Below are 13,208 nucleotides of genomic sequence, written 5' to 3'. Positions count from 1 at the left end.
GAGAGCGGTATGGCAACAAAATACGTATTTGTCACCGGCGGCGTGGTCTCCGGCCTGGGCAAGGGCATCTGCGCGGCGTCCCTGGGGCGGCTTTTGAAGCAGCGGGGCGTCCGGGTGCGAAATCAGAAATTCGACCCCTATATCAACGTGGACCCCGGCACCATGAGCCCCTACCAGCACGGCGAGGTCTTCGTCACCGAGGACGGCGCGGAGACCGATTTGGACCTGGGCCACTACGAGCGCTTTGTGGACGAGGATTTGAGCGGCAACAGCTCCATTTCCTCCGGCAAGATCTACTGGTCCGTTCTGAACCGGGAGCGCCGGGGGGACTACCTGGGGGCCACCGTCCAGATCATCCCCCACATCACCAACGAAATCAAAAGCCGGGTCTACGCCATGGCCAGCGAGGACGTGGACGTGGTCATCTGCGAAATCGGCGGCACCGTGGGCGACATCGAGTCCCAGCCCTTTCTGGAGGCCATCCGCCAGGTCCGGGCCGAGCGGCCCCAGGGGGACGTGCTCTTCATCCATGTGCCCCTCATTGTCGAGGTCCCCGGCTCCGGGGAACTGAAGTCCAAGCCCACCCAGCACTCCGTCAAGGAGCTCCTGGGCCTGGGCATCCAGCCGGACATTCTGGTCTGCCGCTGCGACACCCCCATCACCGCCGACATCCGGCGGAAGATCGCCCTGTTCTGCAACGTGGAGCCGGACTGCGTGATTCAAAACGCCACCGCCGAGACCCTTTACGAGGTCCCCCTGCTCATGGCCAAGGAGGGACTGGACACGGTGGTCTGCCGGAAGCTGGGCCTGATCACCCCCCAGGCGGACCTCCGGGAGTGGACCGCCATGGTCCAGCGGGAGAAAAACGCCCACAGGCATGTGGAAATCGCCCTGGTGGGCAAGTACGTCCAGCTCCACGACGCCTACCTCTCCGTGGTGGAGTCCCTGAACCACGCGGGCACCGCCAACGACGTGGTGGTGGATATCCGCTGGGTGAACTCCGAGACCCTGACGGAGAAGAACCTGGAGGAGGAGCTGGGGGGCTGCGCCGGAATCATCGTCCCCGGCGGCTTCGGCGACCGGGGCATCGAGGGCATGATCCAGGCCGTGCGCTACGCCCGGGAGAACAAGATCCCCTACTTCGGCGTGTGCCTGGGGATGCAGATGGCCGTCATTGAGTTTGCCCGGCACGTCCTGGGCTATGCCGACGCCCACTCCTCCGAGTTCTCCGAGACCACCCAGCACCCCGTCATCGCCCTGATGCCGGACCAGGTGAACGTCACCGACAAGGGCGGCACCATGCGCCTGGGCCGCTACCCCTGCGAGTTGAAGGAGGGCACCGAAAGCCGCCGCCTCTACGGCTCCGCCGAGATTTCCGAGCGCCACCGCCACCGCTTCGAGTTCAACAACGATTTCCGCGCCGAGATGGAGGCCCGTGGGCTGTGTCTGGCGGGCCTGTCCCCCAGCGGGCACCTGGTGGAAATCGTGGAGCTGCCGGACCACCCCTGGTTCGTGGGCGTCCAGTTCCACCCCGAGTTCAAGAGCCGCCCCGACCGGCCCCACCCGCTGTTCTATGGGTTCGTGAGGGCGGCGGCCAAAACGGCGGAAGAATAAAAAAACAGGAGCTCCGGTTTCCCGGAGCTCCTACGGTTCCAACAATTCCTCCACCGTCACGCCCAATGCCTGGGCCAGGGCCTTCAATTCGATGTCCGTTACAAACCGCTGCCCGCTCTCGATGCGCTGGACCGCGTTCTTGTCCACGTCCAGCCCGCCCAGCTGGAGCAAGTCCGCCAACCCCCGCTGGGACAGTTTGGGCATTTTCGCTTTGCGAAGGGCGGCCACCCAGCCGCCGCAAAGATTGTACCGCCCATTCGGGGCACGGTTTTTATACATGAAAAACCCGTCCTGACCTTTGGTAATTGTCATTCGACCGTTTCATTTATTTTATGATAAAATGAGGGAATAATTGACATTCGCTAAAGGTCAAAAGGAGGTTTTTATGAACTACGAGAAACTGACCGCGCAGGAGGAGCTGGCGGCGGAGGCCATCGGCCTGGAAGTCATGCGGTATTTGAAGCAGGAGGAAACCGTGAAGCGAATAGCCGCGGAGACGGAATCAAGGGCCATGCGGGCCCTTGAGAAAATCCGCAGCATTCTAAACGACGACAGCCTGGAGGACCCGGAATGCTTCCAACGAATTGAGGCCATCCTAACCGCGTTGGAGGACCACGGTGTTTTTACCACCCGCCATGACTGGTAAGTTCTATCGATAGAAGGGCAAAAAATTGGCCCGAAGGGCCCATACTTCCTTTTCTCTTTTGGACCGTGCACGGCCCGTTTTCTCTTTTCCTTCTGGAAGGAAAAGAGAAAATGGGGGGTGCAATGAACCAGCCATCGCTGGTATCCAAATCTCCCCCGCCCGTCAGGGCGAGTAAAGGACTATTGCTCTATGAACCACTACCCCGCCATTGCCGCCGCCTTAGAGGCGGAAAACCTGGACGCGGTCCTCCTCACCGGGGAGGCCAACCGCTTTTACGCCTCCGGCTTCTTCACCCCCGGCGCGGACGCCACGGCCCTCGTGACAAAAAAGGGCGCGGTGTTTTTCACCGACGCCCGCTACACGGAAGCCGCCGCCCGCCATCTGGACGGGGCGGAGCTCCGGGAGGTCAAGCCCGGAAAGGGCCTGATGGACCAGCTCAAGGAGCTGGTGTTTTTAAAGGGCGTCCGCCGCCTGGGCTTCGAGGACGCGGCCATGTCCGTCCAGTCCTTCCGGCGGCTGGAAAAGGCCCTGGACGAGGAGGGCCACCCCCCCTGCGAGCTGGTTCCCGCCTCGGAACCCATTTTGAAGCTCCGGCAGACTAAGGACGCGGCGGAACTCCAAGCCATGGAAGCCGCCCAGGGCATCGCCGAGCGGGCCCTGGAGGACATTTTGAAGGAAGTCCGCCCCGGCGTGACGGAAAAGGAAATCGCCGCCCGGCTTCAATACCTCATGCTGCACTACGGCGCGTCGGACATGTCCTTCGACCCCATCGTAGTCTCCGGCCCCAACGGGAGCCTGCCTCACGGCGTGCCCTCGGAAAAGGAGATTCAAGCCGGGGAGTTCGTCACCATGGACTTCGGCTGCGTTTACGGGGGCTACTGCTCCGACATGACCCGCACCGTGGCGGTGGGGTCCGTGACGGAGGAGATGGAGCGGGTCTATAAAACCGTCCTCTCCGCCCAGGAGGCGGGCATCGCCGCCGCGAAGGCCGGGGTCCCCGGCAAGGCGGTGGACGCCGCCGCAAGGGCCGTCATCTCGGAGGCGGGCTATGGGGAGTATTTCACCCACAGCTTCGGCCACGGGGTGGGCGTGGAAATCCACGAGTCCCCCAACGCCGCCGCTTCCAACGAAAAGCCCCTCCCCGCCGGGGCGGTGATTTCGGCGGAGCCGGGGATTTACATTCCCGGGAACTTAGGCGTCCGCATCGAGGACGTGATTTTGATTACCCCGGAGGGCCGCCGGAATCTGACCAAGGCCCCCAAGGAACTGCTGATTCTCTAAAAAGGAGGGATTCCCCCATGCTCATGCTCTGGTATCCCAAGTGCACCACCTGTCAGAAAGCGAAAAAATGGCTGGACGAGAAGGGCCTTGCCTGTGAGGTCCGGGACATCAAGCTGGAAAACCCCACGGCGGAGGAGCTCCGCGGGTGGTATCAAGCCAGCGCCCTGCCCCTGAAGCGCTTTTTCAACACCAGCGGCCTCCAGTATAAGGCCCTGGGCCTGAAGGACAAGCTTCCCGGCATGGACGAGGAGGCGCAGCTGGCCCTGCTGGCCACCGACGGGATGCTGGTAAAGCGGCCCATTCTGGTGGGGGACGGCTTTGTCCTCACCGGCTTCAAGCCCCAGGAGTGGGAGGAGACGCTGGGATGATCGCCCGCCTGGACTTCGCCCCCCTGGACGGCATCACAAAGCGGGTCTTCCGCCGGGTGTGGCACGCGCACTTCGGCGGGGCGGACCGCTATTTCGTCCCCTTCATCTCCCCCACGGACCAGCATGTCATCACCCCCCGAGACCGCCGGGAACTGGAAAACCCGGAAGGGCTCCCCCAGGTTCCCCAGGTGATGGCGAAACAGGCGGCGGACTTTGTCTGGGCGGCGGAGGCCCTGGCGGACATGGGCTATGAGGAGGTCAACCTGAACCTGGGCTGTCCCTCCGGCACCGTCACCGCCAAGGGGAAGGGCTCCGGCCTGCTGATGGACCCGGACCGCCTGGATCGGTTTTTGGACCAGGTCTTTTCCGCTGCCCGGGTCCCTGTCTCCGTGAAGACCCGGCTGGGCTATCACACGCCGGAGGAGTTCCCCCGGCTGCTGGAGATCTTCAACCGCTATCCCATCGCCTGTCTCACCGTCCACCCCCGGGTCCGGCCGGAGAAGTACCGGGGGGCGGTGCATATGGATCTGTTCGCCCTGGCCGTGGCGGAGAGCAAAAACCCGGTGTGCTACAACGGGGATTTGACCTCTGTCGCGGGCGTCCGGGCCTTGGAGGCCCAATTCCCCGGCTTGGACGCCGCCATGATCGGCCGGGGGGCCGTCGCGGACCCGGCGCTTCTGCGGCGGCTCCGGGGCGGTCCCGCCGCTTCTAAAGAAGAGCTGCAAGCCTTCACCCAGGAGCTCTACCAGGCCTATCAGGACTTCTACGGCCAGGCCGCCCCCGACAGCCAGGCCGCCCCCGCCTCCCAGCGGATGAAGGAGGTCTGGTTTTACCTCATCCACCTCTTTGAAAACGGCGAGCGCCTGGGGGGCCGGATGCGCCGCTCCCGGGGCCCCCGGGCCTATGAGGAGCTGGAGGCCCGGATCTTCCAGGAGCTGGAGCTTCTGGACGCTCCCCAGGGGGAATTGGCATGAAATGGACGGACCCGCCGAAACGGCGGGTCCGTTTTGCCGCTTGCCATCCGGCCCGGATTGTGCTAAACTAAGGCAATGACATAACCACGTATCAGGAGGCCCTATCATGATGTTTGAACATATCGACCGGAAGCAATGCAAGCGAGAGGCGGCGGAGCTGCTGCGGGAGGCCCAGGTTCCCCCCAAGGCCATGGCCGCCCTGCTCATGGGGCTGTGCCTGGCCCTGGGGCTGATCTCGTCCCTGGGGGGCGGCGGCTTCCTGGGCATTTTTATCTCCATCCTGGCCTTTTTGCTGAACGCCGTCCTGTCGGCGGGCTTCGTATTGTACTGCATGGCCATCCGCCGGGGTGAGCGGGCCGAGTACCTGACCCTCTTCGACGGGTTTTCCTTCGTGGGGAAGCTCATTCTCCTGGACCTCATCACCGCCCTTTTCATCTTCCTCTGGTCCCTGCTCTTCCTCATTCCCGGCATCATCGCCGCCTACCGCTACAGCTTCGCCCGGTTCAACCTCTACGAGAACCCGGGCATCGGCGCTATGGAGGCCCTGGACATGAGCAAGCGGCAGACCCTGGGCTACAAGTCCCAGCTGTTCATGCTGGACCTGAGCTACATCGGCTGGATCCTGCTGGCCCGACTTCCCTCCACCCTGCTTGCCCAGCTGGTGGCCCGGGACATCACCGCCCAGATGCTCTACGGCATCCCCGCCCCGGATACATATTTCGGCCTGCCCCTCATCGCCCTGGATCTCATCCTGGGCGTCTGGCAGATAGCGGTGGCCCTGTTCTACTTCCCCAACTACGTCTGTGTCCAGCTCAGCTACTTCGAAACCGCCAAGCGCACCTCCGGCGTAGGCCTGGGGGCGGAACCGCCCCAGGCTTCCCCCTGGGAGGGCTGGAACGCCCCGGACGGCTTGGGCTGAACCTCGTATGAAACCCCAGCCCCCAAGGCAACGCCTTGGGGGCTGGGGTTTTCCACCGCTCAGAGGTTTGGAAACCGCTTCCGGGCATAGCCGCTCCGCCGCAGGGCCAGGGCCAGCAGCGTGGACGCCGCCGCGCCGAAGGCGGCCTGGACCAGGTTGCTGGGAAGGCCCGCTGCGCTGCCCATAAGGCACAGGCCCAGGGTCCCGCCGCCGGAAAGGGCGGCCAAAGCCCCGTCAAACAGCCAGTAGCCCAGAACCATGGGAACCTCCGCCGCCAGGGCGGAGAGAAGCAGCCCCTTCTTCCCCAGGGCCCGGTACATCAGCGCCGCCGTCAGGGCCATGACGGCCTTGATCACCAGGGTGGCGGGAACATAGACGGCGTAGCCGCTCAATAGATCCGCCATGGCGGGGCCCACACCCCCGGCCACCGCCCCGTATACCGGGCCCAGCAGCCAGGCCCCCAAAATCACCACCGCGTCCCCCAGGTTCATGTACCCGCCGGTGGGGGAGGGAACCTGCAAAACCATCGTCCCCACGCAGCCCAGAGCGGCGAACAGCCCCGTCAGGGCCAGCAGCCGGGCGTCCATCCGCCCCGTCTCCCGGTTCAAAATCTTTTCCATCGCGCCTTTCTCCTTTGCCGGTTGATATTGCCATCATACCGCCTTTGTGATAGGATAGGAATAGCCAAGACCGGGATTTTTTATAAGGTCAGAGGAGGGCGCGGCCATGCTGACATATGATTTAGAGGCCCGGGGGAGCCTGTCCCTCTATGAATACCTTTACTGCCGCCTCCGGGACGACATCCTCAGCGGCGCCCTGGCGGCGGGGGAGCGCCTGCCCTCCAAGCGGGCTTTGGCGGAGCATCTGCGGGTGTCCGTGGTCACCGTGGAGGGAGCCTACCAGCAGCTGGAGGCGGAGGGCTATGTGGACGCCCGGCCCCGGCGGGGCTTTTTCGTCTCTTCGGTGGACCCCCGCCTTCCAGCGGCGGAGGCGGGAGGCGGGCTCCCGGCGGAGGCGCCTCCCCGCGCCTGGCGGCTGGACCTAAAGAGCGGCCAGGCGGACCCTTCCTTCTTCCCCTCCGCCCTCTGGGCCCGGCTGACCCGCCAGGTCCTCTCTGAGGGGGCCCACCTATCCCCGGTGCCCCACCAGGGCCTCCCCGCCCTGCGGCAGGCCATCGCCCGGGACCTCCGGGACTTCAAGGGCATGGCGGTATCCCCGGAGCAGATCGTCGTGGGCGCGGGGGCGGAGTATCTCTATCTGCTTCTGGCCCAGCTCCTGGGCCGGGATGCGGTCATCGCCCTGGAGGACCCGGGCTACCCCAAGATCCGCCAGGTCTACGGCAAGTGGGGCGCGGCCTGCCGCCCCATCCCCCTGGACGGCCAAGGCATGGCCCTGGATCCCCTGTACGCCTCCGGGGCCACGGCGGCCCATCTCTCCCCCGCCCACCACTACCCCACGGGCATCGTCACCCCCATCGCCCGCCGCCAGGCCCTTCTCCGCTGGGCGGAGGAGGCAGACGGGATCATCATCGAAGACGACTACGACAGCGAGTTCCGCTTCACGGGGCGGCCCATCCCCACCCTTCAGAGCATCGACGGCCGGGGGCGGGTGGTTTACATGAACACCTTCTCCCAGACCATCTCCCCCTCCATGCGGGTGGGCTTCATGGTCCTGCCGCCCCGGCTGCTGGAGCGCTGCCGCCGGGAGCTGGGCTTTTACGCCTCCACCGTTCCCGCCCTGGAGCAGCAGGTGCTGGCCCGGTTCCTGGGCGGCGGCGGGTATGAGCAGCACCTCTCCCGGACCCGGAAAAAATACCGCCTCCTCCGGGAGGCGGTGCTGGAGCGCTTCCGGCAGTGCCCCTTTGCCGCCTCCCTCACCGACCGGGGGGCGGGGCTTCATTTCCTCCTCCGGCTGAAGACGGAGGAGGACGACGAGGCCCTCCGCCGTCGGGCGGAGGGCCTGGGTGTGCGTCTTGGGTTTTTGTCGGAATACGCCGCCGTTCCCGATCCCGCCTATGACCATACGCTGGTGGTCAATTACGCGGGGCTGGACGCGGCGCGGCTGGACCAAATGGAGTCCATGCTGGCGGAGGTCTTCCTGACCTCCCGCTGATTCGGGCGGCTTAGGCCGCCGGAACCGTCTCCCTGCTTTTGCGGAAGCGGACCAGCCCGGTCCGATCCAGGGCCACCATCACCGCGGGGATGAACACCAGCTGAAGGATAATGCCGGGGATGGCGGTGAGGAACGCGCCGGAGAGGAACATCTGCCAGGTGAACGCCTGGCCGGACACGCCGGAGAGGATCACCCGGGCCACGGCCCAGACAATCCGTCCGCCGATCATGGCGGCGATCAGGCAGCGGTACAGGGAGATGACGCACTGCCAGCGGGACCGGGCATAGAGGAAGCCCGCCAGGAAGCCGTAAGCCGCCAGCTCGAAGGCCATGGCGATGCCAGTGGGAAACATGGGAGGCATCCCCAGGGTGGCGCTGCGCAGCAGGGGCAGGACGAAGCCCACGGCCAGGCCGTACTTCCAGCCGCAGAGGAAGCCGCACAGCAAAACGGGCAGGTGCAGGGGGCAGAGCATCTTTCCGATCTGGGGGATCTGCCCGGTGAAGAAGGGCAGGACGAAGCCCGCGGCCATCAGCATGGCGGCCATGGCCAGGGTTTGGACGGGTCGCTGGGTCTTGGTTTCGTTCATGGGAAAAACTCCTTGCAAATCAGTTTTCCCGTCTTCTGACAGTCCGCCGCCTTCCTGGCGGCGGGTTGCTTCCCGACCAGTATACCACAGGGGCCCGGCGCTTGCCAAGCCCCTTTTTTTCAATCGAAAAATCCTGTGGTATCCACCACCAAATCGGCGGCCCCCTCCGTGCCGCAGGCGGCAAAATACCGTTCCTCCAGCGTCCGCCACACCCGGTCGAAGGTAGGGAAATAATCCCCCTCCCGGGCCTGGAGGCGGCGGATCTGCTCCTCCCGCTCACAGGTGAGGAAGATTTTATAATCATAGTACTTTGCCAGGGCCGGGTGCTGGGAATACGTGCCCTCCACAAGGGTCAGGGGCTCCCACAGCTCCACCGCTTCCTTCAAGCGGCCCGCCCGGCAGTCATAGGGCCGGTAGGCCGTGCCGCCGTCCCGGTCAAGGGAGGACAGCACTTCCTTTTTCAACCGCTCCAGATCCATGTTCCCGGCGGGGACCTCCATCCAATCCGTCCCCCGCTTATCCGGCGGGAGGTAGAAGTCATCCATGTGCACCACATCGGCCGAGCAGGTCAGCACCCCCGCCGCCAGGGCGGCAAAGCCCGTCTTCCCGCTGCCGCAGCGGCCGTCTATGGCAATGAGGGCCGGGCCCTTCCGCCGCTCCGGGGTGTCCCGGGCCAGCTTTTCCAGGGGAAGCAGCGCCGGGAGGTACCGGGCGCAGTCCAGCCGCAAAACCCGGTAGTGGGGGTTGTAGGCGTTTCGGAACGCCTCGCTGTGGCGCACCGGCGGACAGCCCTCCCGCCGCCAGCTCTCCAGATAGTCCGGCAGGCCGGGAACCGGAAGAACCGCCAGCGCCTCCAGCTTTTCAAAGAGGCCCGCCTCCGTGCCCTCCGTCAGGCCCGCAGTCCGGGCGAACATCCGCCCAATCAGCGGCAGCTCCCACAGGGAAGACAGGGCCTGGGTGATATGGAAGCGGCACAGGCCGCCCCCGATGGGCTCCGGGGGCAGGGGATCCGGCCCCGCCTCCTTCCGCTCCGCCAGCAGGGCCGCCAGCACCCTGTCCGGGCCCTGGGCCATGTGGGCGGGGCCAAACTCGCTCTGATAGGCCAGCTTGGCGAAGTCCCGGGGCTCCATCCGGGGGTATTTCGCCCAGTGCGCCCGGGCAGTCCCCAAAAAGCCGCCGCTCATAGGCCCAGCTCCCGGACCGCCAGCTCCGCCGCCCGGCGGAGGTACTCCTCCAGGCGGCACTCCTCCACTCCCGCCACATACACGCCGCAGGAGGAGGAGGGAATCAGAATCTTCACCGCCCCGGACCCGGAGACGGCGGTGGCCATGGCGGGGGACACCTCCCCCAAAATGCCGTTGGCCAGCACCACGCCGATGGGCCCCAGGATGACGTCCGCCCGGGCGGCGTTGTAGACCACGGCGTTCTCCCCTGTGGCCCCCTGGGCGGCCCCGGCCTTCAGCATGGCGGCGGTGGCCGCCACGTTGGTTCCCACGCAGAGGAGGCGGCAGTCCCCGCTCAGGCGGGGCTTCAGCAGCTTCACCAGCCGGCTTCCCACGCCGCCGCCCTGGCCGTCCAATATCAAAACCGTGCGCATCCGGCCCCTCACCTCCCGAACAGCTCCGCCGCCTTCGCCATGTTTTCCATAACGGGCACGGCGAAGGGACAGCGCTTCTCACAGGCCCCGCACCGGACGCACTCCCCCGCCCCGTGGGGAAGGGCGGCGTAGTGCTCCCGGACCGTCTCGGGGACAGCGCCCTGGGCCAGGGAGAGGTTCAGGAATTTCGTCACGTCCGCCACAGCGATGCCCTGGGGGCAGGGGGCGCAGTGGCCGCAGTACATGCAGTGGCCCTTCCAGCTGATCTTGGGCAGCTCCGCCAGGGCGGCGGCATAGTCCCGCTCCGCCTCCGGGGCCTCCTCAAAGGCGGCGCTCTTTTTCAGATCCTCCAGGCTCCGGGCCCCGGACATGACACAGCCCACGCCGGGCCGGTCCAGGGCGTATTGGAGGCACTGGAAGGCCGTCAGGGCCTTCCCCGCCGGGGAGAGGGAATCGCTGAGCAGATCCCCGCCGCCGAAGGCCTTCATGACGGTGATTCCCACCTCCAGCCGCTGGCAGGTCTCATAGAGCTCCTGCCGCTCCGGGTCCATGTTCAAAAGGGGTGCGGCGTAGTTCTTGGGCGCCCAGAGCTCCTCCACATCCTCGGAAGCGGGCTGAAGGTCATAGCAGGGATTCACGCTGAACATCAGCACATCGATAAGCCCGGACCTCACCGCCGCCAGGGCCGCCTGGGGATTGTGGCTGGAAAGGCCGACGCAGCCGATGGTCCCCGCCGCCTTTAATTCCAGGGCATAGGCCATCACCGGGCCGGTTTTCACCGTCTCCCAGTCCGCCAGGGAATCCACGTAGTGAATCATGCCGATTTCCACATGGTCCGTCTCCAGCCGCCGGAGCTGGTCCGCGAAGCCCTCCCGGACCTCCGCGGCGTCCCGGGTCCGCTTGTACTGCCCGTCCTTCCAGATGGTGCAGAGATGGGCCTGGAGGACGAACTTCTCCCGCCGCCCCCGGAGCGCCCGGCCCAGATTGGAACGAAAGTCCGGGTTGGGCGCGTAGAGGTCGATGCAGTTGATCCCCGCCGCCTCGCACACGTCCAGCCATTCCCGCACCTGCTCCGGGGTCTTTTCCAAAAAGCCCTCGCAGCCCACGCCGATCTCCCCCACCCGGAGGCCGCTCCGGCCCAACGTACGATATCGCATATTCTGTTCCTCCTTGTTTTCTCACTTGTCCGTCTCCCAGCATAACATGTGGAGCCCGCTCCATGTCAAGAAGTTTTTCGCATTTCCCGGCGGCGCGGCGCATAGGATGGACCAACAAGAGGCAGGGAGTGAGGATGTTTTGAAGGGAAATATGGAGGAGCGGGCGGAGCGCCTGGCTCTTTACATCATAGAGAACCGGTCCACGGTCCGGGCCGCCGCCCAGAGGTTCGGCATCAGCAAATCGACGGTGCATAAGGACATCTCCGAGCGGCTGCCCCTGTTCAACCGCCCGCTGTACCTGCAGGTGAAGGAAGTGCTGGACGTGAACAAGGCCCAGCGGCACATCCGGGGCGGCATCGCCACCCGCAAAAAATACCGCGGCGACTGAAAGAGCGCGGAAGGAGGGACCCTGAATCATGGCAAATCGACAACACGGACGGCCCAGGAGCCCGGCGGGCGGGCGGAGCATCCGGGCCGTGCCCGTCTCCCGGTCCCCGAGCCGGGAAACCGCCCCGCCGGGCACGCCCATCTACACGGAGCCGGAGGTCCGCCGCTGGCCCCACCCGCTGGAAGACCCGCCCTCCCCCGCGCCGGAGCCCGCCATGCATTATATCCGCTGCGCCCTGTCCTACCAGAACCAGCTTCTGGCGGACATCAAGGTCCTGCTGGAGCAGCTGGCGGCGTCTCCCCCGGCGGCGGAAAACACGGCGGAGCCGGAAAAGGATGGCGAGAATTTGTCTAAGTTGTAAACTTTCTGAAAATATTTTAAATCCCTTGTAAGAAATGACAGAAACCGCGAGATTCCGGCAGAAAAAATAGCGGCGATGCCGCTATTTTTTCTCTTGTCTTTTTCCGGGGACCGCTTTATAATGAAGCAAACATCCCCGTTCCGCCTTTGGACGGGCCTTTTTCCCGCGCTTACTTTTGATGATACGCGCCCATGCGGTGGGCGCACAGGAGGTTTCCCATGGCATCCAGACTTCGCCGCCGGAAGCGCAGCCCCTGGCTTGTGACCCTGCTGCTGTTGTTCATCCTCATCGGGCTGTGCTTCGCCGTGGTCCGGGTTTACTTCCGGGCCCCGGACCAGAAAGCCGGGGACTCCGTCATGATCCAGCGGGTAAATACCCCCGCCGTTTCGGACGACCTCTCCGACGAGGAGGCGGAGGCCCTCCGCTCCCACTATGAGCGCAAGCCCCAGTTCTGGACCATCCTGCTCTCCGGCCGGGACGACGACAACGGCGGCACGGACACAAACATCCTGGTGGCCGTGGACGTGCCAAACGGCTATGTATACGGCGTCAGCATCCCCCGGGACACCAAATCCAGCATCAACGGGAAAAACCGCAAAATTAACTTCGCCTACAACGCCGGGGGCATGGAGCTGCTGGCGGACACGATATCCGGCCAGCTGGGCATCCCGGTGGACTACACGGTGCTGGTGAACCTGAAGGGGTTCCAGGCCCTGGTGGACACCATCGGCGGCGTGGACTTTTACATTCCGGTGGACATGCACTATGAAGACCCCTATCAGAACCTTTCCATCCATTTCTCCAAGGGCATGCGGCACCTGAGCGGGGAGGAGGCTTTGAAGGTGGTCCGCTGCCGGAGCGCCTACGCCTCCCAGGACATCGGCCGGATGCAGACCCAGCAGGACTTCCTGAAGGCCGTGGCCAAGCAGTTGATGACCCCCGAAATCGCCCTGAAGCTGCCGGACCTGTGCGGCATCTTCATCAACTATGTGGAAACCGACCTCAACGCGGGCAACCTGGCCTGGCTGGGCGGAGAGGTCCTTAACATGGGAATGGACAACATCAGCTTCGCCACCCTTCCCGGCGAGTGGCACGACCCCTACATCTACCTGGACCAGGAGGAGGTCCTGGCCATGGTAAACCAGTACCTGAACCCCTATACCGAGGACCGCACGGCGGAGGATCTGAACATTTTAACCTAACCC

The 13,208-nt window shown here is 65.0% G+C and carries 16 protein-coding genes; 10 read left to right on the top strand and 6 right to left on the bottom strand.

Annotated features, from left to right (window positions below):
• Nucleotides 1-9: 9 nt before the first annotated feature.
• Nucleotides 10-1,614, top strand: coding sequence for a CTP synthase (locus Q1M04_RS09395; RefSeq protein ID WP_297998549.1), 1,605 nt, complete (start codon nucleotides 10-12; stop codon nucleotides 1,612-1,614).
• Between the two features lie 30 nt (nucleotides 1,615-1,644).
• Here Q1M04_RS09395 and Q1M04_RS09390 read toward each other — a convergent pair whose 3' ends face one another.
• Nucleotides 1,645-1,893: a helix-turn-helix domain-containing protein gene (locus Q1M04_RS09390; RefSeq protein ID WP_204789827.1), complete on the bottom strand. Its 249-nt coding sequence runs from the start codon at nucleotides 1,891-1,893 to the stop codon at nucleotides 1,645-1,647.
• 106 nt (nucleotides 1,894-1,999) lie between these two features.
• Here Q1M04_RS09390 and Q1M04_RS09385 point away from each other — a divergent pair, with 106 nt between their 5' ends.
• The 5 genes from Q1M04_RS09385 (at nucleotide 2,000) to Q1M04_RS09365 (ending at nucleotide 5,802) form a co-directional block, all read left to right on the top strand.
• On the top strand, nucleotides 2,000-2,260 hold the full coding sequence (locus Q1M04_RS09385; protein ID WP_295757262.1) for a hypothetical protein: 261 nt from the start codon (nucleotides 2,000-2,002) through the stop codon (nucleotides 2,258-2,260).
• 189 nt (nucleotides 2,261-2,449) lie between these two features.
• Nucleotides 2,450-3,541, top strand: coding sequence for a Xaa-Pro peptidase family protein (locus Q1M04_RS09380; protein ID WP_297998546.1), 1,092 nt, complete (start codon nucleotides 2,450-2,452; stop codon nucleotides 3,539-3,541).
• A gap of 17 nt (nucleotides 3,542-3,558) precedes the next feature.
• A complete protein-coding gene (locus Q1M04_RS09375) occupies nucleotides 3,559-3,909 on the top strand; it encodes an arsenate reductase family protein (RefSeq protein ID WP_297998543.1) in 351 nt (116 codons plus the stop codon).
• Complete coding sequence (locus Q1M04_RS09370) at nucleotides 3,906-4,883, top strand: tRNA-dihydrouridine synthase (RefSeq protein WP_297998541.1); 978 nt, start codon at nucleotides 3,906-3,908, stop codon at nucleotides 4,881-4,883. The genes Q1M04_RS09375 and Q1M04_RS09370 overlap by 4 nt, the downstream gene beginning before the upstream one ends.
• A 106-nt stretch (nucleotides 4,884-4,989) precedes the next feature.
• Nucleotides 4,990-5,802, top strand: coding sequence for a DUF975 family protein (locus tag Q1M04_RS09365; RefSeq protein ID WP_297998539.1), 813 nt, complete (start codon nucleotides 4,990-4,992; stop codon nucleotides 5,800-5,802).
• Between the two features lie 59 nt (nucleotides 5,803-5,861).
• Here the strand turns inward: Q1M04_RS09365 and Q1M04_RS09360 are convergent, their stop codons facing one another.
• Nucleotides 5,862-6,422: an ECF transporter S component gene (locus tag Q1M04_RS09360; RefSeq protein WP_297998537.1), complete on the bottom strand. Its 561-nt coding sequence runs from the start codon at nucleotides 6,420-6,422 to the stop codon at nucleotides 5,862-5,864.
• A gap of 106 nt (nucleotides 6,423-6,528) precedes the next feature.
• Between Q1M04_RS09360 and Q1M04_RS09355 the strand changes: the two genes are divergently transcribed.
• A complete protein-coding gene (locus Q1M04_RS09355; RefSeq protein WP_297998534.1) occupies nucleotides 6,529-7,914 on the top strand; it encodes a PLP-dependent aminotransferase family protein in 1,386 nt (461 codons plus the stop codon).
• Nucleotides 7,915-7,924: 10 nt separating this feature from the next.
• Here the strand turns inward: Q1M04_RS09355 and Q1M04_RS09350 are convergent, their stop codons facing one another.
• The 4 genes from Q1M04_RS09350 to Q1M04_RS09335 all read right to left on the bottom strand — a co-directional run bounded on the left by Q1M04_RS09350 (nucleotide 7,925) and on the right by Q1M04_RS09335 (nucleotide 11,254).
• Nucleotides 7,925-8,500 carry an ECF transporter S component gene (locus Q1M04_RS09350; RefSeq protein WP_297998533.1) on the bottom strand — a complete coding sequence of 192 codons (576 nt, stop codon included), beginning with the start codon at nucleotides 8,498-8,500 and terminating at the stop codon, nucleotides 7,925-7,927.
• Between the two features lie 119 nt (nucleotides 8,501-8,619).
• Nucleotides 8,620-9,684: a uridine kinase gene (locus Q1M04_RS09345; RefSeq protein ID WP_297998530.1), complete on the bottom strand. Its 1,065-nt coding sequence runs from the start codon at nucleotides 9,682-9,684 to the stop codon at nucleotides 8,620-8,622.
• Nucleotides 9,681-10,097, bottom strand: coding sequence for a DUF3842 family protein (locus Q1M04_RS09340; RefSeq protein WP_297998528.1), 417 nt, complete (start codon nucleotides 10,095-10,097; stop codon nucleotides 9,681-9,683). Before Q1M04_RS09340 ends, Q1M04_RS09345 begins: the two co-directional genes overlap by 4 nt.
• Nucleotides 10,098-10,105: 8 nt before the next feature.
• Nucleotides 10,106-11,254, bottom strand: coding sequence for an aldo/keto reductase (locus Q1M04_RS09335; protein WP_297998525.1), 1,149 nt, complete (start codon nucleotides 11,252-11,254; stop codon nucleotides 10,106-10,108).
• A gap of 139 nt (nucleotides 11,255-11,393) precedes the next feature.
• Here Q1M04_RS09335 and Q1M04_RS09330 point away from each other — a divergent pair, with 139 nt between their 5' ends.
• The 3 genes from Q1M04_RS09330 (at nucleotide 11,394) to Q1M04_RS09320 (ending at nucleotide 13,205) form a co-directional block, all read left to right on the top strand.
• Nucleotides 11,394-11,642, top strand: a complete 249-nt coding sequence (locus Q1M04_RS09330; RefSeq protein ID WP_293279754.1) for a sporulation transcriptional regulator SpoIIID — start codon at nucleotides 11,394-11,396, stop codon at nucleotides 11,640-11,642.
• Nucleotides 11,643-11,670: 28 nt separating this feature from the next.
• Nucleotides 11,671-12,003 (top strand): hypothetical protein, encoded by a 333-nt coding sequence (locus Q1M04_RS09325; protein ID WP_293279753.1) that lies wholly within the window; start codon nucleotides 11,671-11,673, stop codon nucleotides 12,001-12,003.
• Nucleotides 12,004-12,221: 218 nt separating this feature from the next.
• Nucleotides 12,222-13,205 carry an LCP family protein gene (locus Q1M04_RS09320; RefSeq protein WP_297998523.1) on the top strand — a complete coding sequence of 328 codons (984 nt, stop codon included), beginning with the start codon at nucleotides 12,222-12,224 and terminating at the stop codon, nucleotides 13,203-13,205.
• The last annotated feature ends 3 nt before the right edge of the window (nucleotides 13,206-13,208 follow it).

It is taken from the genome of uncultured Oscillibacter sp. (genome assembly GCF_950073225.1).
In the GTDB taxonomy this organism is placed as follows: domain Bacteria; phylum Bacillota; class Clostridia; order Oscillospirales; family Oscillospiraceae; genus Oscillibacter.
The sequence above is the reverse complement of the archived record's forward strand: the minus strand, read 5'-3'. Positions and strand labels throughout refer to the sequence as shown.

Excerpts from the sequence above, each read along its gene's own strand:
- Q1M04_RS09395 (WP_297998549.1), top strand. The coding sequence starts at position 10 with ATGGCAACAAAATACGTATTTGTCACCGGCGGCGTGGTCTCCGGCCTG.
- Q1M04_RS09390 (WP_204789827.1), bottom strand. The coding sequence starts at position 1,893 with ATGTATAAAAACCGTGCCCCGAATGGGCGGTACAATCTTTGCGGCGGC.
- Q1M04_RS09385 (WP_295757262.1), top strand. The coding sequence starts at position 2,000 with ATGAACTACGAGAAACTGACCGCGCAGGAGGAGCTGGCGGCGGAGGCC.
- Q1M04_RS09380 (WP_297998546.1), top strand. The coding sequence starts at position 2,450 with ATGAACCACTACCCCGCCATTGCCGCCGCCTTAGAGGCGGAAAACCTG.
- Q1M04_RS09375 (WP_297998543.1), top strand. The coding sequence starts at position 3,559 with ATGCTCATGCTCTGGTATCCCAAGTGCACCACCTGTCAGAAAGCGAAA.
- Q1M04_RS09370 (WP_297998541.1), top strand. The coding sequence starts at position 3,906 with ATGATCGCCCGCCTGGACTTCGCCCCCCTGGACGGCATCACAAAGCGG.
- Q1M04_RS09365 (WP_297998539.1), top strand. The coding sequence starts at position 4,990 with ATGATGTTTGAACATATCGACCGGAAGCAATGCAAGCGAGAGGCGGCG.
- Q1M04_RS09360 (WP_297998537.1), bottom strand. The coding sequence starts at position 6,422 with ATGGAAAAGATTTTGAACCGGGAGACGGGGCGGATGGACGCCCGGCTG.
- Q1M04_RS09355 (WP_297998534.1), top strand. The coding sequence starts at position 6,529 with ATGCTGACATATGATTTAGAGGCCCGGGGGAGCCTGTCCCTCTATGAA.
- Q1M04_RS09350 (WP_297998533.1), bottom strand. The coding sequence starts at position 8,500 with ATGAACGAAACCAAGACCCAGCGACCCGTCCAAACCCTGGCCATGGCC.
- Q1M04_RS09345 (WP_297998530.1), bottom strand. The coding sequence starts at position 9,684 with ATGAGCGGCGGCTTTTTGGGGACTGCCCGGGCGCACTGGGCGAAATAC.
- Q1M04_RS09340 (WP_297998528.1), bottom strand. The coding sequence starts at position 10,097 with ATGCGCACGGTTTTGATATTGGACGGCCAGGGCGGCGGCGTGGGAAGC.
- Q1M04_RS09335 (WP_297998525.1), bottom strand. The coding sequence starts at position 11,254 with ATGCGATATCGTACGTTGGGCCGGAGCGGCCTCCGGGTGGGGGAGATC.
- Q1M04_RS09325 (WP_293279753.1), top strand. The coding sequence starts at position 11,671 with ATGGCAAATCGACAACACGGACGGCCCAGGAGCCCGGCGGGCGGGCGG.
- Q1M04_RS09320 (WP_297998523.1), top strand. The coding sequence starts at position 12,222 with ATGGCATCCAGACTTCGCCGCCGGAAGCGCAGCCCCTGGCTTGTGACC.